The organism is Leeuwenhoekiella polynyae (assembly GCF_004104075.1).
GTDB classification, from domain to species: Bacteria; Bacteroidota; Bacteroidia; order Flavobacteriales; family Flavobacteriaceae; genus Leeuwenhoekiella; species Leeuwenhoekiella polynyae.
Genome location: NZ_QOVK01000004.1, coordinates 84607 through 109144 on the forward strand (window position 1 = coordinate 84607; position 24538 = coordinate 109144).

A 24538-nucleotide genomic window follows, 5' to 3' on the forward strand; every position below is an offset into this window, starting at 1 on the left:
AATAATACTATGCACGCATAATAAATTAAGGAAATTTTATAAGATTATTATCTGATGCCCTTGAAGACGGGTATATTCATAAAAAAACTCCTTATTTCTAAGGAGTTTTATAAATTAATTATGCTCGTATATATTATTATACAAATTGATGTATTTCTCTTTTACAATGCGTCTTTTTAACTTCATAGTAGGAGTGAGGTGACCCGCCTCTATACTCCATTCGTCTGGAGTAAGTTCTATTTTTTTAACGCGTTCCCATTTGCCAAACTTTTCATTATGAAGATTCACATCTTCAAGAATACGTTGTTGAACTTCTTTGTTTTCTGCAATCTCTTTATTTGTAGATCCTACATTGATATTTTTCAATTTGGCCCATTCTGCTACAAACTCAAAATTAGGTTGAATTAAAGCGGCAGGCATTTTTTCGCCTTCACCTACAACCATAATGTGTTCAATAAAACGAGATTGTTTCATCGCATTTTCTATTAGTTGAGGAGCTACATATTTACCACCACTGGTTTTAAACATTTCCTTTTTACGGTCGGTTATTTTAAGGAAACCTTCTTTATCGATCTCACCGATATCACCGGTGTGGAAATATCCGTTTTCCAGTACCTCTTCTGTTTTCTCCTTATCCTTATAATAACCCATCATTACCTGTGGACCTTTTATAAGAATCTCACCATCTTCAGCAATTTTAACTTCAGTCTGTGGAATAGGCTTACCAACCGTACCAATTTTAAAGCCTTTATTACGCATATCATTAACAGAAATAACTGGAGAAGTTTCTGTAAGTCCATAACCTTCCATCACAGCAATATCTGCGGCATTAAAAACTCTGGCTAGTCTGGGTTGTAAAGCAGCGCTACCTGACGCGATAACTTTTAAGTTTCCGCCTAAAGCTTCTTGCCATTTGCTGAAAATCAGTTTGCGAGCAATAGCTAGTTTTTTTTCATACCACCAACCATTTTCACCATAAGGTTCATATTCTAAACCAGTCTCAACTGCCCAGAAAAATAATTTCTTTTTAATCCCAGTAAGTGCAGCACCCTTTGCAATGATTTTATCGTAAACTTTTTCTAATAACCGAGGCACCGCAGTCATTACTTCAGGCTGAACTTCTTTTAAGTTTTCACTTATAGTATCTAAACTTTCAGCAAAATATATAGAAACGCCAGTGTATTGATAGAGATACATCAACATACGTTCGTAGATGTGACAAACCGGCAAAAAACTCAACGCTTTACTTTGTCCCGGTATGATAGGAAATCTCGAAGTACTGTTTAGAGCATTTGAAGCTACATTTTTATGACTTAGCATGACACCTTTAGGTCTTCCGGTTGTTCCAGAAGTGTAAATTAGTGTTGCCAGATCATCTTCTTTTACTGCATCTTTAAGTTTCTCTACTTCGGGCTGTAAATTGGTGTCATCTTCTTTTACAGCTTGCCAGCTTTTACAACCGTCAACCTTATCAAAACTGAAAACATCTTTTAGAGTAGGCACATTTGCTTTAATAGCATTAACCTTATCTAATACTTCCTTATCTGAAACAAAACAATAGATAGACTCACTGTGGTTGAGTACATACTCATATTCTTCTTCAGAAATCGTTGGATAAATAGGTACATTTTGAGCACCTAATTGCAGAATACCAATATCCATAATATTCCACTCCGTACGATTTGTAGAAGAGATAACCGCAACCTTATCATTAGGTTTTACACCCAGTTTTAAAAGTCCGCGACTTATCGCATTGGCCTGGTCAATATAAGATTGTGTAGTTGTAGCGACCCATTTCCCGTTATATTTAGTAACCAAAGCCTCTTTCAGGTTATACTGTTCAAGCTGGTGATAGGGGAAGTCAAAAAGACGTTTAATTTCCATGATTATGATATAGGTTAATTCGCTCTTGGAGCGATAGAACGTTAAAGTTTTATGAAATGAAAGTTTCTAAAAACTAGTTTGGGATTATTCTTTGAATAAAGATACTCTGCAAAATAATGAATTTACAAACCTTTTTCTACGATTTTAGAAAAATTTACAACGTTGTATTGAAAATGTCAAAATAGCATAGATTTTTGAAGTCTATGCTATTTCTAATACAATTTCATCAGTGTCCCGGTTCATAAATCAGCCTTAGAAAAGTACTAAAACGTTCTGTCTCGCGGTTTATAGGAATTCCTGTAACAATACCTATTAGTAAATTGTCAGCTATATCTAAACGTAGTTGAGGTCTAATAGTCATGTCAAAATCTCCTTGGTTAAACTCCTTATTAAATTCAAGACCGATAAAATTTCGGGTTCCGGAAATCATATAGTGAATATTGCTGTTGATCTGCCAGCTGGTTTGCATAGCACCATTATTAAAATGATGAGCGATAGCAGGCCCGGTATAGATTAAACTGTGAAAATTAGAACCCAGGCGTTTGGCAGCAATAAAAAATGGATTGTAGATGTTACCAGTAAGTAGCTTACCCGAACCATAATTATTAAAATCAGTAAGCTCAAATTCTTGAATGTATCCAAATGCCATACTTGTTTTATGTTTATCTGAAACCCAAAAAGTATATTGGCCAGCAATTTTCACACTATTCAATTTATTTCCGGGAGCGTTAGCATTATTACCCACGGGGTAATGTAACGAAAATGGAAGTTCAACTTCTAAACCCAATCGGTCTACAGGAGCCCATTCATATTCTACTAAAGCCAGATATTCGTCATATTGATCACGGTCAGTAAGTCCAAGGCCAACATTCCATTCTTTTTCGCCTTTACGGGCTCCTAAATCCCGAATCAAATCAATATATAAGGGTTCTGCATGAAGAATTTTTAAGGGTTCCTTGCTGTCTTCAATTTCAGAAATGTATAAACTGTCTTTTATGGCATTGCTCTCAGACTCCTGAGCATAGGTAAAATTGGAAAGTACTGAAACGATCAGCACTAGTTGTAATAGTTTCATCTTAATTTGTTTAATGAGTTATTAAATGAGAAAATGCACCTCAATTGCTGAGGTGTAATTACTGAAGGAAAAACAAATTAAGATTGTGGTGGGGGTGCGTCGATTTCCAGATACGCAACTTTATAAAAATTATTCGACCAGTGTATAAGTTGCTGATTGAGCGTTAAAAAAACATGGTTTCCATTGGAGCAATGATCATCTAGGGTGAAATGATCCAGACTAAAAGGGGACTTACCTGAGTTGTGTTTTTCTGAATCTGCATCGTCCTGTTCGGGGATCACATCGCCAAGATCCAAAACCTGTTCAACAACTAACTCAATAATACTTTCCTGATCATTGATATTAAGATTTTCAGGGGTGTTTTTGCTGAAATCTGGACTGTCAACACAAATGTTTAAAACATAGAGGGCCATAAGCAGCCAAAACCTACGTATATAAAAATGATGAGACCCGAATTTCAGCATATAAAATCAGTACTGATCTAGTTCTTGTTTTTCTCAATCCACTTGCGTGCATTCTCAAAAGCTTCGATCCATGGACTAACCTCGTCTTTGCGACCTTTCGGGTAATTTGCCCAATTCCATTGAAATATAGAACGTTCAATATGTGGCATGGTTACTAAGTGACGCCCGGTTTTATCAGTCATCATCGCTGTGTTGTAACTACTTCCGTTAGGGTTTGCAGGATAGGCATCGTAACCGTATTTAGCTACAATATTGTAATGCTTTTCACTAAGTGGAAGTTCAAATTTTCCTTCTCCATGAGAAATCCATACGCCTAATGTTGCTCCTTCTAATGTAGAAAGCATCACCGAATCATTCTTTTCAATCTTTACACTTGTAAAACCACTCTCGTGTTTATGCGAATCGTTATGTAGCATTTTGGGCTTTTCATTATGCTCTGGGTTGATCAAATCCAACTCCACAAAAAGCTGACAACCATTGCAGATTCCTACTGAAAGTGTATCAGGTCTTGCAAAGAAATTCTTTAATGCAGTGTTGGCTTTATCATTGTATAAGAATGCGCCGGCCCAACCTTTTGCAGAACCTAAAACGTCTGAATTGGAGAAGCCACCCACGGCGCCTATAAACTGAATATCTTCTAACGTTTCACGACCGCTGATCAAATCAGTCATATGTACATCTTTTACATCAAAACCGGCAAGAAACATAGCGTTTGCCATTTCGCGTTCAGAATTACTTCCTTTTTCACGTAAAATAGCAGCTTTAGGTCTTGGTTTAGAAGTGTCAATTGCAGGTTTTATTCCTGTAAAATGCTTCGGAAATTCAAATTTTAAATCTAGTTTGTCAAAGTTATGGTAACGGTCTTCTGCAAGATTATTAGCAGTTTGTTTCTGATCTAATAAATACGAAGTTTCAAACCACTTTCTGCGTAACGAAGGAATGTTTAAACCAATTTCAACAGATCCTTGTTTAATTAATAGTTCGTCAGAATTAGTTACAGTTCCTAATTTGTAAAACTGAATATCATTTTCTGCGAACGCATTTTCAATGGCTGTATCATCAGTAGCTTGAATAACGATTCCGGTATTTTCTGCAAATAATATTTTGATGATATCTTTTTCAGCAAATGCAGAAAAATCAACAGAAGCTCCTAGTTTATTTTCAGCAAAACAAAATTCAAGAAGTGTGGTAATCAATCCGCCTGAAGCCACATCATGACCGGCAGCAATCAGATCACTTTTGATTAGATTTTGTATAAGGTCAAAGGTTTTTTTGAAAGCAGCATTGTCTTTAATGCTTGGCGCTTCCATGCCTACTTTATTCTGTATCTGGGCAAAAGAAGAACCACCTAATTTAAATCCATCCTGAGATAGATTTAAATAGTAAATAGACCCTGCTTCCGTATCTAGAACAGGCTCTACAACACGATTAATATCACTACAACTTCCGGCAGCTGAAATAATCACAGTTCCCGGAGCAAGCACATCACCTTCAGGATATTTCTGCTTCATAGAAAGCGAGTCTTTTCCGGTAGGTACATTGATTCCTAAATCAATTGCAAATTCAGAAACTGCCTCTACTGCTTCATATAAGCGTGCATCTTCACCTACGTTATTACAAGGCCACATCCAGTTAGCAGAAAGAGAAACGGACTTTAATCCTTTCTCTAAAGGTGCCCAAATCAAGTTTGTCAAGGCTTCTGCGATACTGTTTTTACTTCCGGCAACGGGATCAATCAATCCACTTACAGGAGAATGACCTATCGAAGTTGCGATTCCGTTTTTTGATTTAAAATCAAGAGCCATCACTCCGACGTTATTGAGTGGAATTTGTAAGCTTCCCACACATTGTTGCTTAGCTACGCGACCACCTACGCAACGGTCAACTTTATTGGTTAACCAGTCTTTACTTGCAACAGCTTCAAGCTGCAATACGTTTTCTAAGTACTCATGGAAATTTTCTAAAGAGTACGAAACATCGCTATAAATGCGGTGTATCTTAGAATCAACCATTACAGTTTTTGGTGAACTGCCAAACATATCATCCATCGCCAGATCCATAGGAGCAGCACCTGTAGTAGCAGATTTGAATGTGAATCTATGGTCTCCTGTAACGTCACCCACTTCATAAATTGGTGAGCGCTCACGATCAGAAATCGCTTTTAATGTTTTTAGTTGGTTGGAACCGATCACAAGTCCCATGCGTTCTTGTGATTCATTACCTATAATTTCTTTAGCCGAAAGGGTAGGGTCACCCACTGGCAATTTATCAAGGTCAATCAATCCGCCAGTTTCTTCAACCAATTCAGAAAGACAGTTTAAATGACCACCAGCACCGTGATCGTGAATAGAAACGATGGTATTCTCATCACTTTCTACCATTCCGCGGATAGCATTAGCAGCACGTTTTTGCATCTCCGGGTTAGAACGCTGTATTGCGTTCAGTTCAATCCCTGAACTAAAAGCACCGGTATCTGCCGAAGAAACAGCGGCTCCACCCATACCTATTCGATAATTGTCACCGCCCAAAATTACAATCTTATCTCCGGTTTCTGGTTTTTCTTTTAAAGCCTGTTCTTTTTTACCATAGCCTATACCACCAGCTTGCATGATTACTTTATCAAAACCCAGTTTACGACCAGCTTCATCGTGCTCAAAAGTTAATACTGATCCTGCGATTAAAGGTTGACCAAATTTGTTTCCAAAATCTGAAGCTCCATTAGAAGCTTTGATCAAAATATCAATTGGTGTTTGATACAACCACTTGCGAGCAGGCATTGCATCTTCCCATGGGCGATCTTCTTTAAGTCTTGAGTAGGCCGTCATATAAACAGCAGTTCCTGCTAACGGAAGCGAACCTTGACCACCTGCCAGACGGTCTCTAATCTCACCACCGGCACCGGTTGCGGCACCGTTAAAAGGCTCTACGGTAGTAGGGAAATTGTGTGTCTCTGCTTTAAGAGAAAGCACACTTTCAAATTCTTTTTCGGTGTAAAAATCAGGTTTATCAGCCGTTGCAGGCGCAAACTGAGTTGCTTTAGGACCTTTTACAAACGCAACATTATCTTTATAAGCCGAAACAATTTCGTTAGGATTTTCTTCTGAAGTTTTACGAATCATTTTGAAGAGGGAAGAAGGCATCGTTTTCCCGTCTATAACAAACGTTCCGTTGAAAATTTTATGGCGGCAATGCTCTGAATTCACCTGACTGAAACCAAATACTTCAGAATCAGTTAATGGGCGGCCAATGCGCGCTGCAACACCTTCTAAGTAGGCGACCTCTTCCTCGTTTAGCGCTAACCCTTCTTGCTTATTATATGCCTGAATATCTTCAATGGCTTTGATAGCTTCCGGCTGAATATTTATCGTGAAAATCTCCTGATCAAGCTTTGTATATTCCTGAGAAAGCATCGGGTCAAATTCGGCTTCACCTGCTACAAATTCTTCAATTCTTATAATACCTTCTACCCCCATATTCTGAGTGATCTCAACCGCATTGGTACTCCACGGTGTTATCATTGTAGCACGGGGACCAATAAAAAAAGCGTCAATTGCAGACGCTTGTATTTTAGGCTGGTTGCCAAAAAGCCAAATGAGCTTATTTGTAGTTTCTTCTGAAAGTTCAGCGGTAGCTTGAACTGCGTAAATTTTGCTGTCTTGTGAACCGAAAAAATGAATCATAGTGATTTTGCTAAGAAGCCACAAATTTAATGATTTTTAACGGTTAGAAATAGCATTGTAATCAAACAAATTCACAGATCTAGTAATCTGTTTGTTGATAAGTAAATATTAAAAAAAGCATATGTTTTTAACAATAAACCCCATAACGTTTAAACGTTATGGGGTTTATCAATCAAAATATTTTATATAATTAAGCTTCTTTGTTTTTCTTAACCATCAGGCAAATGTAAAAACCGTCGTAGCCGCTCTCGCTAGAAAGTACCGTTTTTTGTTTTTCTATACTGAAATCTCTTCCTTCTTCGGTTTTTAAAAATTTCTTTACTTGTTCTTGATTTTCAGAAGGTAATATAGAACAGGTTGCATAAACCATTTTTCCGCCCGGCTTCACCATTTTAGAATAATCAACTAAAATACTTTGTTGGGTAGCTTTAATTTTTTCTACAAATTCTGGTTGTAATTTCCACTTCGCGTCAGGGTTACGACTTAAAACACCAAGTCCTGTACACGGTGCATCTATCAATACACGATCTGCCGAATTGTGTAGTTTTTTTACAACTTTAGTAGAGTCGATCACTCGAGTTTCTATGTTAAAAGCACCTGCACGACGTGCACGTCGTTTAAGTTCTTTCAATTTATTTCCGTAGATATCCAGAGCGATAAGCTGCCCTTTATTATCCATCTGTGCAGCCAAGTGCAGGGTTTTGCCACCAGCACCGGCACAGGCATCTACAACACGCATCCCCGGTTCAACACCTAATAATGGAGCGACCAGCTGAGAAGAAGCATCCTGAACTTCAAACAATCCATTTTTAAAGGCTTCAGTAGTAAACACGTTACCGCGTTCCTGAAGCTGTAGTGCATCTTTATAAGGCTTTATGTTTTCGGTCTCGTGACCTTCTTCAGATAGTGCCGTTTGTAATGAACCAATGTCTCCCTTTAAACGGTTTACTCGTAATACAACCGGTGCTTGCTGGTTGAGTGCAGCGATCTCTGCATCCCATTTTGCTCCTAATTCTTCAGCTCCTAATTCATCTAACCAGTCTGGTATAGACTCTCTGTATTTACGAGTATTTGATAACTCATCAAAACGACCTTTGATTCTTCGGGTTGGCGTTTCTTCAAACTGGGGCCAGTCTGGTAATTTAATTCCGCGTAGGGTGCACCATACCGCAAAAAGTCGCCACAGATCTTTACGTTCAAAAGGTTCTTTTACATCAGCAATTTCTGCATAGAGCCTTTTCCATCTTACAATATCATAAGTGGTTTCGGCGATAAAGCTACGGTCACGAGAACCCCAGCGCTTATCGCGTTTGAGTTGTTTTGAAATGACCTTGTCAGCATAGCCGCCTTCGTTAAAAATTTCGATTAAACCGTCTATGACAGCAAAAACCAGATTGCGATGTAAACGCATAAAAATTTGTTTTAAAATGCGCGCAAAGGTACAGGATTAAAAAGGAATAGTTTTAAATTCCCCCAAATTTTAAAATTATGTATAAATCAGTTGTTTTACTCAGCTTATTGGCTTTGATGAGTTGTGGTGAGAAGTCTGCAGAAAAGAACCAAAAATCAGGACCTGTTACCAGAATTACTGTAGAACCTATTTATAGCGATAGTGTAAGCATACGTACGCTTGATATTCTAGATGATGGTAGTGTTGCATTTGCAGGAAATAACGGTAAATATGGTTTGTATAATGCGCAAACCAAAAAATGGACTACTAATGTTTTAAAGACTGATACACTAGTACCTAGCTTTAGAGCTATTGCGCACACAACTACAGACTTTTTTATGCTGAGTATCGCAAACCCCGCGTTGCTCTATAAAACAGGTGATAACGGTCAAATGCAATTGGTTTATGAAGAGGTAGGACCGAAGGTGTTTTACGATTCTATGAAGTTCTGGGACGATAAAGAGGGGATTGCGATGGGGGATCCTACAGAAAATTGCCTGTCAATCTTAATTACTCGCGATGGCGGATCAAGTTGGTCAAAAATTTCGTGTGATAATTTGCCCGAAGCAAGCGAAGGTGCTTTCGCTGCAAGTAATACCAATATCGCTGTATATGGTGATGATGCGTGGATTATAACAGGAGGAATGAAATCTCGTGTTTTTCATACCGGTGATCGAGGAGAAAGTTGGGAGGTTATTGAAACTCCATTAAAGCAAGGGGAACCAACCTTTGGTGGATATTCTATAGATTTCTACAATGAGGAAATTGGTTTTATTATAGGTGGAGATTATTTAGATCAAGAAGGAAATTCAGGTAATAAGGCTCTATCAACAGATGGTGGTAAAACCTGGACATTAGTTGCAGATGGCGAAGAGCCTAATCACCGCAGCTGCGTACAATTTGTTCCCGGCCGGGGAGGAGATGAACTCGTAGCAACCGGTGCTAATGGCGTGAGTTATAGTAACGATCAAGGAAAAAGCTGGATAAAGCTAACTGACGAAGGTTTTTATGTATTGCAGTTTGTAAATGATACGTTAGCCTACGCAGCTGGAACTAATAGAGTAGCAAAGCTAAAATTTAAGCGGTAATTAGAATTTTTAATTTACTCGATAATCGAGATTTAAATGCTTTGAGACTTGTCTCGTTCTAAAAATGTACTGTTTAGTTTAATGCTTCGCGGGCTTGCCCCGAAGTAATTTACTAGGTAAACAAAAAAGCAGCTCTAATTGGAGCTGCTTTTTTGTTTTAACGCTAATTAAAAATTTATTTAAACTATTTATTATTTTTACGCTTCTTGTATTCTTCCCACAGTTTCTTTCCAAACTTATGTTCTGCTTCTGGAAGAAAAACCATTTTTGAAGCAGGTAATTTTTTTGCTAAATCATCCATCAACTCACTCTCTAGCTGGTACTTTCTTTTTATAATGTCTTTATATTCAGTCATTAATTTTTCAGATTCTTTTTCAGAAAGGTTATTTTTAGAACCTGATTCTGAAAATTTCTCTTGAAATAAAGCACGTTCCCGAATTCGCAAATCGTTCATAGCATTATCATAGACATTGTAAATAGGCCAAAATTTTTCGGCTTCGGCTGGGGTTAATTCTAACTCTTCAGTTAAAAAAGGAACTTTTAATGCTTTTATATGTTCGTGTCGGTCTTTTTTCTGTGCATTTAAAGAAAAGCTAAGGCCTAGAACTAATAATATAATTATGTTTTTCATCATCGTTTTTCTAAAATTTATTGGTCAGCTAATGAACTTTGAATAATGTCTTGATCTACATATTCATAAATGATTTCATCAGTAACAACCTGATCATCAAAAATGGAGGTGTTATTCTCTATAGTGCTCAATTCTTCTGCTGAAAAGTAATCTTGAAGACGCTCTTCATCTTCAAAGAAGTTCTCTAGACTGGTAATACTCAGAGAGTCAAATTCCATCTCTTTATCAATAGGGTTCACTACATAAAAAAGGACTAAGAGTACAGCCGCAATGGCCGCAATACTACCTATAACTGTTTTAAAATTATAGTTAACCAGTTTGCCTTGTGGCTTATTTAATTGAATTATTGTTTTTTCGACCTGATCAAAATAATTTTCAGGTACTGTAAATCCATCGCTCTTTTTAGGAAAAAGCTGCTGAAATTTAAGTTCAATCATCAGGCGCTCATCAAAAGACTCAAAATAACCTTGGGGTACATCAAACTGTTTGTTTTCTTTTTCGCTTTTCATTATTTTTAGACTTAATTAATTCTAAAAGGTTTAATTGTCTGTAACGTATTCGGTTATCTTTTTAACAGCATAATGGTAATTTGCTTTGAGTGCTCCTTCTGAAGTACCTAGTATTTCTGAAATCTCATTGTATTGCAATTCATCAAAATATTTCATTACAAAAACCTGTTTCTGTTTTGTAGGTAAAGTATCTATTGCCTGTTGTAATTTTAACTGCGCTTCGTCTCCATTAAAATAAGGGTCACTTACTAAATTAGTTACTAAACTTTCGTGTAAATCTTCATTGCTAAGATGAGTCGTGCGATTCCTTTTATTAATAAAGGTAAGGGTTTCATTAGTCGCAATTCGATATAACCAAGTATAGACCTGACTATCTCCTTGAAAATTATTTAAGTTCTTAAATACTTTTATAAAAGTATTCTGAAGCACATCATCTGTATCTTCATGTGAGATGACCATACGTCGTATATGCCAGTACAAACGTTCTTTGTACTCGCTAACGAGGTCTTCAAACTTTAGACTTACGCTATGATCTTCTATACTATTCAAAAAAAAGGTTGTTCTTTTTATTTAGAGAGATTGAATGCTTGCTTAATATTAAGACTGAGTCTTTGTTAAAAGGTTTAATCTTAGGTTATATAAAATATAGTTAAAAATAAATTCAAGGCTCAGTAGCTTAAATTAGTTTTAAGATATTATAATTTTAAACTCAATAAAAACGATTAAAAACATATTTAATGTGACAAAATACACAAATTAGTTGTTTTTAATAAATATTGCATTTATATTTGAAATGTGTTTAAGTAATTGATTGTTAATTAAGTTGTTGTAAATAATAAAACGAAAAGTCCTTTTTTGCCCCAAGTATTAAAGTTGCTTTAAGATCTTTAAGTTTTCACCCGACTAAAGAAATTCTACAACAATAAAAATCCACATCGAAAGATGTGGATTTTTTATTGGCACCGCCAAAAGGTTTAATATCCGAGGCTTGCCCGAAGTAGTTTACTTAATCAATAATTAAAGTTCTGTTTTTTATTCAAACGACTGCATATCTACTAATTTCTTATAAGTTCCGTTAAGCGCAAGAAGTTCCTGATGTTTTCCTTGTTCTACTATCTTACCGCGTTGCATTACAATGATTTGATCTGCATTTTGAATAGTTGATAAACGGTGTGCAATTACAATAGAAGTACGATTCATCATCATATTTTCTAGAGCTTTTTGTACCAGTCTTTCACTTTCGGTATCTAGCGCAGAAGTAGCTTCATCCAGGATCATTATCGGTGGATTTTTAAGCACGGCTCTGGCAATGGATAAGCGTTGTTTTTGACCTCCACTTAATTTATTACCGCTATCACCAATATTAGTATCCAGTTTCAGTGGAAGTTCATTTACAAATTCCCAAGCATTGGCAATCTTAAGAGCATCTATAACTTCTTCATCACTAGCTTCCGGTTTGCCTAAAAGTATGTTGTTTCTTACGGTGTCATTAAATAAAATAGAATCTTGTGTTACAAGACCCATTTGTGCACGCACAGACTCTTTTGAAAGTTCTTTTATATCAATGCCATCTAATTTTATAGAGCCTTCATTTACATCGTAAAAGCGCGTTACCAGATTTGCAATCGTACTTTTACCACTACCACTTTGGCCAACCAGAGCCACTGTCTGGCCTTTAGAAACAACCGTACTAAAGTCTGTTAAGACATATTCATCCTCATATTTAAAGGAAACATTTTCAATACGGACAGCATCATTAAATTCCTGAGCTTTTTGAGCATTAGGTAGATCCTTAATTGTAGTTTCGGTATTTAATACAGAAAGTATACGTTCTGCAGCAGCATTACCTTTCTTAACGCTATACGACGCTTTACTGATTTGTTTTGCTGGAGTAAGAATCTGGTAAGAAAGACCTAAAAATGCTATAAACTGAGATGCCTCCAGAGATCCTTCAACAAGTACCATCTGACCACCATACCACAGAATCACTACGATTACAAAAATCCCTAAGAATTCACTGGTGGGTGAAGCTAAATTCTGGCGGTTAACCAAACTATTAAGGATGGAGTTTAATCTGGATGTACTGTCTCTGAATTTCTTTCTAAATTGATTTTCACCATTAAAACCTTTTATAATCTTAAGGCTTGAGAGTGTTTCTTCTACTATAGAAAGAAAAGCTCCATTTTCTTCTTGAGCCTGATTAGATTGTTTTTTAAGAGACTTACCGATTCGTGAAATTATTATTCCAGAGATTGGTAAGAATATAAAAACAAATAGGGTGAGTTTCGGACTAATAACCAGCATCGTAAGAATCGTGAAAATGATGGTTAAAGGTTCTCGCACAACCATTTCTAAAATAGAAAGGAAAGAACGCTCAACTTCGTTGACATCAGCGGTTATACGAGAGATAGTGTCTCCTTTTCTTTTTTCAGAAAAATAAGCAATAGGTAGTTCTAAAAGTTTGTCATAAATAGCATCGCGTACATCTTGCATAACACCATTTCGCAAAAAGGTAATGAAGAATGTAGCCAAATAACCAAAAATATTTTTTAAGAAAAATAATACTACTACGATACCACAAACAAGAACCAAGGCAGATAGCTCGTTATCTGCAACACGCTCACTCACCTGATAATAAAAGGAGTTGAAAGCATATTCTTTAATATTGCCCCAGCCTTCCCATACCGGAAGTTCTGTTACTCGCTTTTCTTTATCAAACAGAATGTCAATAACGGGAATCAACGCTAGAAAGCTGAGCGTACTGAAAATAGCATACAGAATATTACAGACAATATTGAGAACCGCATATTTTTTATACGGCTTTGCAAATTGTAAAATTTGTTTAAAATAATTCATATTATAATAAACCCTTAAAAGGGGTGTTTAAAAAGTTCGCCTCAATAATTCTAGGAATAGAAATATTGAGGCGAATTTAATTCAATTCTTCTGGAATCAACTTTTCTTATTGATAAGATTCCTTCAGAGGTGTGTTTAATAAGTATAAATTTCGAGTATCAAATACCTAATTCTTTTAAAATTCCGGCAATTTTTGCATCTAACTTTTCTTCAACTTTATTTAAATCGTCTAAGCTTTCTGCAGTATCGTTAACGCTGATATAGAATTTTATTTTTGGTTCGGTACCACTTGGTCTAGCTGCGATACGAGACCCTTGCTCTGTATGATAGATAAGTACATTAGCTTTTGGGATGTCAATATCTGTAGATTCTCCTGTAGCAACCTTCAGGGATTTTGATGAAGCATAATCATCAATTTGTACAATTTTCTCCCCATTAATTGTAGTTAGTGGATTTTCACGAAGATCAATCATAGTTTGTTTGATTTCCTCAGCGCCTGAAATTCCCTTCTTAACTAATGAAGTAAGGTCTTCTTTGAAGAAACCGTGCTTCACATACAGATCCTGTAATTTTTTAAAGAATGAAGAACCTTCACTTTTTGCTTTAGTTACAATTTCGCAAGCGAGTAGGGTTGCGGTAACCGCATCTTTATCTCGAACAAAATCACCTACCATAAAACCGAAACTTTCTTCACCACCACCTATAAATTGTTGCTTTGGATAGTCTACAATCATTTTTGCGATCCATTTAAAGCCGGTAAGACCTAATTTGCATTCAACATCATAAGACTTAGCAAGTGTTTCCATCATTGGGGTAGAAACGATTGTAGAGCCTACAAACTCATTTCCTTTAGCCTGATTATTTGCAAAATAGTTTTCTAGTAAAAAATCGGTCATAACAACCATCGTCTGATTTCCGTTTAGAAGCACCAATTTCCCTGAATTATCACGCACAGCAATACCCAGGCGATCACAGTCAGGATCTGTACCTATAACTATATCTGCACCTTTTTCTTCAGCAAGATCTAAAGCCATTTTTAAGGCTTCAGGCTCTTCTGGGTTAGGAGACTTCACTGTTGGGAAATTTCCGTCAGGCTTGCGTTGCTCTTCAACTATGTGTACATTTTTATAACCAGCACCTTCCAAAACGTCAGGAATGATGGTAACAGAAGTTCCGTGAAGTGGAGTGAAAACAATTGTCACATCATCACGATGCTTATCTAACTCAGAGAAGCTTCCGTTTTCTAATGAAGCTTCTATAAAAGCTTCATCAACGTCTTTATCTATATAGGTTATATGTTCTTTTTTTGCATCAAAATTAACAGCGCTATAGTCCAGGCTTTCTATTTCTGATACAATTTCAGAATCCTGTGGTGGAACCAATTGACCACCATCTTGCCAATATACCTTGTAACCATTATATTCTGGAGGATTGTGGCTAGCCGTTAAAACAATACCACATTGGCAATCTAAATGCTTTACAGCAAAACTCAACTCTGGTGTAGGTCTAAGGTCACTGAACAAGTAAACTTTAATATCATTTGCAGAAAAAACATCAGCAACAACCTGAGCGAGTTCTTTACTGTTGTTACGGCAATCGTATGCAATCGCAACTTTAGGTGTTTCGCCAGGAAAAGCCTCTTTTAGATAGTTAGATAAACCCTGTGTGTTTTTACCTAAAGTGTATTTATTGATACGGTTTGTACCTACGCCCATAATCCCTCTCATACCACCGGTACCAAACTCTAGATTCTTGTAAAAACTTTCGGTAAGTTCTTCAGAGTCTTGCTCAATAAGTTTTTTTACTTCTTTTTGTGTAGTCTCGTCAAAGGTAGGAGATAGCCAAGCTTCTGCTTTGGCATTAATTTCTGGATTCATAGTTGTAAATAATAGCGTTAAAACTCAAAAGTAAACATTTCGCTCAAAGTAAACTCTCTACAATAGGTCTTTAGATTAAAATCCCTTTTTGTCTTTAATTAAATAGCGGGGTCTTTCATTTTTAGAACGTTGCACGAGCTCACCAAGGAAACCAGCTATAAATAATTGCATACCTATAATCATACTGGTTAGCGCAATATAGAATTGAGGTCGTTGCGTGAGCAATCTTGCAGTAGGATTTATAAATAATTTGTCAATACCCAGATAGGCAGTAAGCCCAAAACCTATACTAAACATAATAGCACCTAATGTCCCAAAAAGATGCATAGGACGCTTAGCAAAATGGGTGGTAAACCAAATAGTTAATAAGTCGAGAAAACCCTTTATAAAACGATCTGCACCAAATTTTGTTTGCCCATACTTACGGGCTTGATGTTGTACGGGTTTTTCAGTGATATTGAAGAAGCCTGCATTTTTCGCTAAAAGGGGAATATACCGGTGCATATCACCATAAACGTCTATGTTTTTCACAACATCAAGGCGGTATGCTTTTAAACCACAGTTAAAATCATGTAATTGGAGTCCGCTGGTTTTGCGGGCAGCCGCATTGAATAATTTAGACGGAAGATTTTTAGTAAGAACGGAATCGTATCTTTTTTTCTTCCAGCCGGAAACAATGTCGTAGCCCTCTTCGGTAATTAACTTGTATAACTCCGGAATCTCATCTGGACTATCTTGCAAATCAGCATCCATCGTGATCACTACATCACCTTCAACGGCAAGAAAACCTGCATTCAATGCCTGGCTCTTTCCGTAATTGCGATTGAAGCAAATACCTTTTACCTGACTATCTAAAGCCGTGAGCTTTTCTATAATCTGCCAGGAGCCATCAGTGCTTCCATCATCAATAAAGAGAATCTCATAAGAGAGCTTTTCTTTTTGAAGCACACGAAGCAGCCAATCATATAATTCTTGAAGGGATTCTTTTTCGTTAAGTAGAGGTATAACTACCGATAATTGCATGCGGTGACTATTCTTGATATGGGTTAGTTTTCTTCATAGCTAAACTAGCAATCAAAGATACTATGAACCCAAAAAATAACCCCATTATTAATTGAATACCTGCAAAAAAGCCAACATTCATAAATGGTTTAGACATATTGAGGCCTGCTTCAATTTGCTCAGTAGTCATTGAAGGATTAGTCTCAATTGCTGTTTGTCTTTGAAATTCAATATAATTTTCAAAATAATTCGGTTCAATAACAGTTGCGAAAATAACGAAATACAATACTCCTATCACAGCAGAAATAGCAGCTATTCCTAAACCTATTTTAATTCCTTCAGAAAGTTTAAGATAACCTTGATTTTGCTTTTTAAATTCTATGATACCATATACAATGACAGCAATTAATACTAAAAAGCCAAATAATTGAATAGACCAGTGTGGTTGATAAACATTACCCATAACGTATGAGAATACGCTCAGTAGTATTGAAACGGCAGCTAAAATAACTCCGTAGGTAATCATTATTTTTTTACTTGATGGTTGGCTGGTATTTTCCATTTTTATCGTTTTATGTTAAGCGGTCTATAAGACAACAAAGATAGTAAAACGTTACATCGTTTTTTGTAAGTTTGAAAAGTCTAAGAATTTATTTGAAAAATAATGTTGTCAGATTATTTTTTATTTCTAAATTTGCACCTCAAAATTGAGCAGATTTTAAAGCATTTACGATGAAAAAAGAGATACATCCAGAAAATTATAGAGTAGTAGCATTTAAAGACATGTCTAACGACGAGGTTTTTTTGACAAAATCTACTGCTAATACAAGAGAAACGATAGAAGTTGAAGGTGAGACTTACCCATTGGTAAAATTGGAGATTTCTAGAGCATCTCATCCATTCTACACCGGTAAATCTAAATTGGTAGATACAGCTGGTCGTATTGACAAGTTCAAAAACAAATACAAGAAATTCGCTAAATAAGCGTTATTTCAATCATATATTAGAAAAGCCTTTGCAAAATGCAAAGGCTTTTTTTGTTGAGATTTTTTCAGAAATTAATTCTGAATATTTAGTTCTATCTAATTAAGCTTTATTTGTGCTAGTCATTGAACAGGGCGCTCATGATTCTTTTCAAACCTTTGAAAGCAAAAAATATTGCTAATGTGGCAAAGGCAATCCCCAAAACCAAAACCGGAATGTAAAGTGGATGTTCTTTATTCTTAAAGGCTTGATAGATTATTCCTGGGCCTGAGAACATAAAAAATAAAGACATAGCCATCGTACGTACGCCTTTTGCTAAAGCTTCTTTGTTAGTTGCCATTTAAATAAAATGTTATTGCAGCTCGTACTGAGCCATATTCTTTTAAAAGTCGTTCAGCTTCAAAATGGTCAACCGGTATTTCTGCCTGAATCATTCTGATCCCCCGGTCTACAAGCTTATCATTACTGAGTTGCATGTCTACCATTTTGTTTCCTTTTACTTTACCTAACTGAATCATTGTAGTCGTTGAAATCATATTGAGAACCAATTTTTGAGCGGTTCCTGCTTTCATACGGCTGCTTCCGGTTACAAATTCTGGACCTACAATTACTTCTATAGGATATTTTGCTGCTAATGAAATAGGGCACGAAGCATTACATGTGATGCTTCCTGTAGGGATATTGTTTTCTGCGCAAGCATTTAGTGCATGCAAAACATAAGGTGTACTACCTGATGCAGCGATGCCAATTACAAAATCATTTTCATTAATATTAAATCGTTGTAGATCTGCCCACCCTTGCGTGGTGCTGTCTTCAGCATTTTCTACAGCTTTTCTTATAGCAGCTTCACCGCCGGCGATAAGTCCAATTACAAGCTCGTGAGGAACACCAAAAGTAGGTGGGCATTCAGAAGCATCAACAACGCCGAGTCTTCCGCTGGTTCCAGCTCCCATATAAAACAAACGACCTCCTTTTTTGAGTTGAGTAACTACTTGCTCAACTAATTTTTCAATTTGTGGCATAGCTTTCTCTACTGCCAGTGGTACGGTTTTATCTTCAGTATTTATATTAGTGAGGAGTTGAGAAATACTCATATTCTCTAACTCGTTGTATTTTGAATCTTGTTCTGTAGTTTTTGTAAAACTCATAGTAGATAGAAGATTAACTTATTTAACGGTATGAATCTAAAAGCTTAATCAGGTAATTTATTTGTACTGCTAAAGGGTTCATTACTCCGAGGCTTGCCTCGAAATTAAAAATTTTTTTCTAACGAACGCTTCTTTGGCTTGCCCTGAAGTAGTTTACTAGATGATTACCATTAAAATATTGCAATAGATTTCCATACGCAATTTAAGCTATTCAATAATTATAGACTCTGCATAGGTCTGGGCGATTATAAAATATCCCAGAGGATAATTACTCTCGTCGGTTTCGTTTATAACATTTCCTCGTATTTCTGAAGGTGGTGCGGTAAAGGGATTACCTGTAGCTTGTCCTGATTGATTGATTATTATGCTCATATAATCAAAAAAGGGTTTGTTAATCCCCATTAGCTCAATGTTGAGTGTGTCTTGCGGGCTTAAATCTTCATAGAAATAAGAGAAAGCAAAGTTTTGATTCTTATAAAAAGTATCTTCACTGGTTAAGTAATTGCCTAAATCCAGATCAAAAAGGTAGAAATTATCCTGATCTTGAGTGTCAGTATAACTTATGATTATTTCGGTTTCATCTCCTGCAAATAGGCTACCGTCACCTTGAGAAATTGAATTGATAGGTACTGCCGAAATAAATTTAGCATCAGATCTGTAAACTTCGTCATTATGAAAAATGGTTAATCTTAAAGAATCTTGTTCCATAATATCACGCGGAATGGTTGTTGAATAAAATCCGTTTCCTTCTGAGTTCAACCTAAAGGTATTCTCTTTATTATTTAAGTTGACAATTGCATCATCTACGGTAGGTACTGAGTCTGCAAAATAAGCTGTGGTGAGCGTTAATCGTAAACGAGCTTCTGTTAAAAAGGTCTCTGTGTCAGTAATTCTCATTAATGCATCTACAACTAATCGTTCTTGAGTTTCTGGTAAATCAACGTCAATAGTTTCTTGACAGGAATTTAAAGTTATTGCTATAAAAAGTACTGCAAAAGTTGAAAAAAACTGTTTCATTAGAACTTAAAATTATAGGTTACTGAAGGAAGAATCCCAAAAATTGAAGTTTTTACTGCTTCATTCTGTCTGGTGTCTTCATTGGTTCTAAAATTGATCGAAGCGGCATTCATTCGGTTATATACGTTATAAATGCTAAAAACCCATTCTCCTTTTAACTTTCGGTTTTTATTATTTGAAGGAGTTAAAGTTGCTGAGATATCCAGGCGATTGTAGGAGGGAAGTCGTTCTTGATTTCGCATCCCGTAGTTGGAAATAGATAAACCCTGAAACTGAGACTGGCTAACCGGATAGTTAGTAGGTTGTCCCGTCTGAAAAATAAAATTGGCGTTAAAGTTCCATTTTTTACTGAACTCATAATTCACATATGCACTGATGTCGTGTGTTTTATCGTAAGCTGAAGCATACCAGTTTCCGTTATTGATACCGGTTTCTTCTGAGGTTCGCCCCGGGGTTTGTTGTTCGCTTCTCGATAAGGTATAAGCTAACCAGCCCGTTAGAACTCCGCCATTTTTACGAGCTAAGAACTCAAGACCATAAGCCCTTCCCTTACCGTTTAATACTTCACCTTCAATAGCATTATTTGCGATAAGCTGAGCGCCATTGCGGTAATCTAGTCTGTTTTTAATGTCTTTATAGAAAACTTCAGTTTCAACAGAATATGCACCGTCATTAATTTCTCTAAAATATCCGGCAGCAAATTGGTCTAGCAACTGTGGTTTTAAGTAAGGTCCGCTAGGAGCATAAACGTCAAGCGGTGTAGGTGAGTTGGTGTTTGAAATTAAATGTAAATATTGCGCCATTCTGTTGTAGCTGGCTTTTACAGAGCTTTTTTTGTTCAATACATACGACAGAGAAGCACGCGGTTCAAAATTGGTAAAATTAGCTAGTGTGCCGGTGTTCAATAACGTGTCTGTTACTGGTGCAGGCTGGTAAATCTTTAAATCTGAATTAAAAATCAACGGATTATCATTTTCATATTGATTTAAAGCATCTTGTCCTAAACGGGTAAAATGACTGAGTCTAAAGCCATATCTTAACGTCAAATTATGACTAATATCTTGTTCTGCTTCGGCATAGACCGAAAACTCATTTGCAAATTTATGCTTGAGCTGAGATGCAATAATTCCTGAATCTGGCCGGTTGGGTTTTATGGTTGCGGGATTGAAGCGGTAATAGATTTCATTAACTCCGTAACTCAGCTTCAGGTTTGAATTGAGGTAATGTTGAAAGTCATATTTTAAATTAAAATTACGAATCCCGGAATCGTATTGAAAACCAACAAAGTCTAGTAACAAACCATAATAATAATCAGAATAAATAAGTGATAAATTAGAAAACAATTTATCGGTAAACAGGTGGTTCCATCTCAAATTTATTGTAGCATTTCCATAGGTGTTTACAAAGCTTTCGCTAACGCTGAATAGATCCCGACCAAAATATCCTGACAAATAAAAACTGTTATTATCGTTTAATTTATAGTTGAGCTTCGTATTGAGATCGTAGAAATAAGTTTTATTATCCAAGTCAAAAAGTGGAAGAAATAAATGTGCATATGATGCTCTTCCGCCAATTAAAAAAGCTGATTTATCTTTAACTATGGGACCTTCTAAGAGCAATCTGCTTGAAACAGCGCCGATCCCACCATTGGCGTGAAACTCCTTACTGTTTCCTTCTTTCTGATAAATATCTAAAACTGAAGAAACCCTGCCGCCATAACGTGCAGGAATGCCTCCTTTATAAAGTTTTAAGTCTTTAATAGCATCCGGATTAAATACCGAAAAGAAACCGAACAGGTGTGAAGAGTTGAAAATGATCGCTTCATCAAGGAGTATAAGGTTTTGATCTACAGCGCCACCCCGTACATTAAAACCTGAAGCTCCTTCGCCGGCACTTGTAACTCCTGGAAGCAACAAAATAGATTTAATCACATCTGCTTCTCCAAGAACCACAGGAATCTGTTTTATAGTAGAAGCTGTAAGTGTGTTAACACTCATTTGCGGTTTACGAATACTGAGCTTCTCAATATTCTCTTCAATGATTACTTCATCTAGTGTTTCTGTTGACTCCTGTATGACTAGATTTAATTTCGTGTTCTGGTCCAGATTTATAGTTTGTGTCACCGGTTGAAAACCTATAAAACTTATTTGAAGCGTGTAATTTCCTTTAGGTAAAGTAATGGAGTAGAAGCCATACTCGTTAGTGACCGTTCCTTTATTGAGATCTGGTATGAGAACATTTACACCTATGAGAGTTTCATTAGAAGAAGCGGCACTTATAACACCGCTTATTGTGAAATTTTCCTGAGACCAGGCAGTTGAAATTGCAAATAGTAATAAAAGCGTGTAAAAGTGATTAATCACGTTTTTCATCAAAAATAAGAGACTTAATGAATTAATAAGGCTTTTTTAAGAAAATAAATAGAACAAAAAAAGGGTTTCTAGATAGAAACCCTTTTTTTGTAAAATAAGCTTTATAGCTCTACGAATTTACAATTGCATTTAGTGTAGCACTAGGTCGCATTGCAGATTCAGACTTGTTTTCGTCTGGGAAATAATATCCGCCGAGATCAACAGGTGATCCTTGAGCATCTAATAATTCCTGTAAGATCTTTTCTTCATTGGTTTCCAATTCGCTAGAAATTTCAGCGAAATGTACCTGCAACTCTTTGTCTTTTTCCTGAGCAGCTAAAGCTTGTGCCCAATATAAAGCAAGGTAGAAATGACTACCGCGGTTATCCAGTTCATTAACGTTTCTGGAAGGCGATTTTTTATTATCTAAAAATTTGATTGTTGCTTCGTCAAGTGTTTCAGCTAAAACCAATGCTTTTGAATTGCCATTCGCATTACCTTCGTGCTCCAGAGAAACAGCTAAGGCTAAAAATTCACCAAGAGAATCCCATCGTAAATGCCCTTCTTCTAAAAATTGCTGAACGTGTTTTGGCGCAGAACCACCAGCTCCGGTTTCAAAAAGCCCACCACCATTCATTAATGGAACAATAGATAACATTTTTGCACTTGTTCCTACTTCAAGAATAGGGAAGAGGTCTGTATTGTAGTCACGTAAAACGTTTCCGGTTACAGAGATTGTGTCTTCTCCGGCTTTCATACGTTTTAAGCTGAAACGTGTAGCTTCAACAGGAGACATAATTTGAATGTCTAACCCTTCAGTATCGTGATCTTTAAGATATAAATTTACTTTTTTGATTAATTCAGCATCGTGAGCACGATCTTTATCTAACCAGAAAATAGTAGGTAAGCTAGTTGCGCGAGCGCGGTTGACGGCAAGTTTTACCCAGTCTTGTACTGGTTCATCCTTTGTCTGGCACATTCTCCAGATATCGCCTTCTTCAACAGCATGCTCCATAAGAACAGTTCCTTCAGCGTCAATAACCTGAACTTTACCAGCAAGTGGAATTTCAAAGGTTTTATCATGAGAACCATATTCTTCTGCTTTTTGAGCCATAAGACCTACATTAGGAACAGTACCCATTGTAGTAGGATCAAAAGCCCCGTTTTCTCTACAGAAATCTATAGTTTCTTGATAGATACCAGCATAACTACTATCTGGTATAACAGCTTTAGTATCCTGAGATTTTCCGTCAGCATTCCACATTTTTCCGCTGTTTCTAATCATTGCCGGCATCGAAGCGTCAATAATTACATCACTCGGTACATGTAGGTTGGTGATTCCCTTATCAGAATTTACCATCGCAAGATCTGCGCGGTTGTCTAACGTATCTAAAATTGCTTTTTCTACTTCAGCACGTTTACCTTCAGGTAGCTTGTTTACATTGCTTAAAAGATCTGCAAGACCATTTTTAGCATCAACGCCAATTGCTTTTAAATCTTCGCCATATTTTTCAAAAACGTCTTTAAAATAAACGCGAACAGCGTGACCAAAGATGATAGGATCAGAAACCTTCATCATAGTTGCTTTCATATGTATAGAAAACAAAACACCTTTAGCTTTTGCATCTTCTACTTGCTCACTTAAAAAGGTAAGAAGGGCATTTTTGCTCATTAAAGTAGCATCAATAACTTCTTCTTTCTTAAGTGCTAAATTTTCTTTTAATGTTGTTTTAGTACCTGACTCGTTAAGGAGTACAATAGAAATAGAAGTAGCTTGAGGTACAGTAACAGATTTTTCATTAGATCTAAAGTCTCCGGAAGCCATAGTTGCTACGTGAGATTTACTTTCTTTAGACCATTCACCCATACTGTGTGGGTTTTTCTTAGCATATTCTTTAACCGGTTTAGGTGCGCGTCTGTCTGAGTTACCTTCTCTAAGAACAGGATTTACGGCACTACCTAAAACCTTAGCATAGCGCTGTTTTAAAGCTTTTTCCTCATCAGTATTAGCATTTTCAGGATAGTCAGGTACAGCAAAACCTTTAGACTGTAACTCTTTAATTACAGCAGTCAGTTGTGGTATTGAAGCACTAATGTTAGGTAATTTGATAATGTTGGCATCAGGACTTTTAGCTAAAGCACCTAATTCTGCTAAAGCATCATTTACCTTTTGCTCATCATTTAAATAATCAGGAAAGTTGGCTAAAAGTCTTGCAGCAAGAGATATATCTTTAACTTCAAATTCAATACCTGCCGGTTTAGCAAATTTACTGATAATAGGAAGTAATGAATGTGTAGCTAAAGCCGGGGCTTCATCAGTCTTGGTGTAAGCTATTTTAGAAGTTTTGGTTGACATATAATGTGTTCGTTTAATAATTTTTAAGCTATACCTTAATTTGCGAAATCGATTAACCTGAGTATATTTAAAAATTTTATTTTAAGAAAAATTAGTGGTTTGCAAATATAGAATTTTATGGCAGATTTTAACAGCTAAATTCTTCTTAAAGCCCTAAGAATACGGC

At 36.4% G+C, this 24538-nt stretch carries 19 protein-coding genes; 2 read left to right on the forward strand and 17 right to left on the reverse strand.

The window, feature by feature from the left end; all coding sequences use genetic code 11:
* Window positions 1-114 precede the first annotated feature (114 nt).
* From DSM02_RS06960 to DSM02_RS06980, 5 genes are all read right to left on the reverse strand, one after another.
* Window positions 115-1887 carry an AMP-dependent synthetase/ligase gene (locus DSM02_RS06960; RefSeq protein ID WP_128764940.1) on the reverse strand — a complete coding sequence of 591 codons (1773 nt, stop codon included), beginning with the start codon at window positions 1885-1887 and terminating at the stop codon, window positions 115-117.
* A gap of 223 nt (window positions 1888-2110) precedes the next feature.
* Window positions 2111-2959, reverse strand: a complete 849-nt coding sequence (locus tag DSM02_RS06965; protein ID WP_128764941.1) for an HAEPLYID family protein — start codon at window positions 2957-2959, stop codon at window positions 2111-2113.
* 77 nt (window positions 2960-3036) lie between these two features.
* Window positions 3037-3372, reverse strand: coding sequence for a hypothetical protein (locus DSM02_RS06970; RefSeq protein ID WP_128764942.1), 336 nt, complete (start codon window positions 3370-3372; stop codon window positions 3037-3039).
* A gap of 68 nt (window positions 3373-3440) precedes the next feature.
* Window positions 3441-7103 (reverse strand): phosphoribosylformylglycinamidine synthase, encoded by a 3663-nt coding sequence (gene purL / locus DSM02_RS06975; protein ID WP_128764943.1) that lies wholly within the window; start codon window positions 7101-7103, stop codon window positions 3441-3443.
* 190 nt (window positions 7104-7293) lie between these two features.
* Window positions 7294-8514, reverse strand: coding sequence for an RsmB/NOP family class I SAM-dependent RNA methyltransferase (locus DSM02_RS06980; RefSeq protein ID WP_128764944.1), 1221 nt, complete (start codon window positions 8512-8514; stop codon window positions 7294-7296).
* 77 nt (window positions 8515-8591) lie between these two features.
* Here DSM02_RS06980 and DSM02_RS06985 point away from each other — a divergent pair, with 77 nt between their 5' ends.
* Complete coding sequence (locus DSM02_RS06985; RefSeq protein ID WP_128764945.1) at window positions 8592-9641, forward strand: WD40/YVTN/BNR-like repeat-containing protein; 1050 nt, start codon at window positions 8592-8594, stop codon at window positions 9639-9641.
* 184 nt (window positions 9642-9825) lie between these two features.
* Here the strand turns inward: DSM02_RS06985 and DSM02_RS06990 are convergent, their stop codons facing one another.
* The 7 genes from DSM02_RS06990 to DSM02_RS07020 form a co-directional block, all read right to left on the reverse strand.
* A complete protein-coding gene (locus DSM02_RS06990; protein WP_128764946.1) occupies window positions 9826-10275 on the reverse strand; it encodes a hypothetical protein in 450 nt (149 codons plus the stop codon).
* A 14-nt stretch (window positions 10276-10289) separates the two neighbouring features.
* Complete coding sequence (locus tag DSM02_RS06995) at window positions 10290-10781, reverse strand: hypothetical protein (protein WP_128764947.1); 492 nt, start codon at window positions 10779-10781, stop codon at window positions 10290-10292.
* 30 nt (window positions 10782-10811) lie between these two features.
* On the reverse strand, window positions 10812-11330 hold the full coding sequence (locus DSM02_RS07000) for an RNA polymerase sigma factor (RefSeq protein WP_128764948.1): 519 nt from the start codon (window positions 11328-11330) through the stop codon (window positions 10812-10814).
* Between the two features lie 483 nt (window positions 11331-11813).
* The gene (locus tag DSM02_RS07005) at window positions 11814-13637 is read right to left on the reverse strand and encodes an ABC transporter ATP-binding protein (RefSeq protein ID WP_128764949.1); all 1824 of its coding nucleotides are present in this window, start codon (window positions 13635-13637) and stop codon (window positions 11814-11816) included.
* A 158-nt stretch (window positions 13638-13795) separates the two neighbouring features.
* Window positions 13796-15514 (reverse strand): phospho-sugar mutase, encoded by a 1719-nt coding sequence (locus DSM02_RS07010; protein WP_128764950.1) that lies wholly within the window; start codon window positions 15512-15514, stop codon window positions 13796-13798.
* Between the two features lie 75 nt (window positions 15515-15589).
* Entirely contained in the window at window positions 15590-16537 is a 948-nt protein-coding gene (locus tag DSM02_RS07015) for a glycosyltransferase family 2 protein (protein ID WP_128764951.1), read from the reverse strand.
* A gap of 7 nt (window positions 16538-16544) precedes the next feature.
* Complete coding sequence (locus DSM02_RS07020; protein WP_128764952.1) at window positions 16545-17078, reverse strand: DUF4199 domain-containing protein; 534 nt, start codon at window positions 17076-17078, stop codon at window positions 16545-16547.
* 170 nt (window positions 17079-17248) lie between these two features.
* Between DSM02_RS07020 and DSM02_RS07025 the strand changes: the two genes are divergently transcribed.
* Window positions 17249-17500 carry a type B 50S ribosomal protein L31 gene (locus tag DSM02_RS07025; RefSeq protein ID WP_073100460.1) on the forward strand — a complete coding sequence of 84 codons (252 nt, stop codon included), beginning with the start codon at window positions 17249-17251 and terminating at the stop codon, window positions 17498-17500.
* A 118-nt stretch (window positions 17501-17618) separates the two neighbouring features.
* Here DSM02_RS07025 and DSM02_RS07030 read toward each other — a convergent pair whose 3' ends face one another.
* From DSM02_RS07030 to DSM02_RS07050, 5 genes are all read right to left on the reverse strand, one after another.
* A complete protein-coding gene (locus tag DSM02_RS07030) occupies window positions 17619-17840 on the reverse strand; it encodes a DUF6095 family protein (RefSeq protein ID WP_128764953.1) in 222 nt (73 codons plus the stop codon).
* On the reverse strand, window positions 17830-18648 hold the full coding sequence (murQ, locus tag DSM02_RS07035) for an N-acetylmuramic acid 6-phosphate etherase (RefSeq protein ID WP_128764954.1): 819 nt from the start codon (window positions 18646-18648) through the stop codon (window positions 17830-17832). Before murQ ends, DSM02_RS07030 begins: the two co-directional genes overlap by 11 nt.
* A 207-nt stretch (window positions 18649-18855) precedes the next feature.
* On the reverse strand, window positions 18856-19665 hold the full coding sequence (locus tag DSM02_RS07040) for a DUF4249 domain-containing protein (protein WP_128764955.1): 810 nt from the start codon (window positions 19663-19665) through the stop codon (window positions 18856-18858).
* Entirely contained in the window at window positions 19665-22037 is a 2373-nt protein-coding gene (locus tag DSM02_RS07045) for a TonB-dependent receptor (RefSeq protein WP_205875105.1), read from the reverse strand. Before DSM02_RS07045 ends, DSM02_RS07040 begins: the two co-directional genes overlap by 1 nt.
* Before the next feature lie 109 nt (window positions 22038-22146).
* Window positions 22147-24372, reverse strand: coding sequence for an NADP-dependent isocitrate dehydrogenase (locus tag DSM02_RS07050; protein ID WP_128764956.1), 2226 nt, complete (start codon window positions 24370-24372; stop codon window positions 22147-22149).
* Window positions 24373-24538 lie beyond the last annotated feature (166 nt).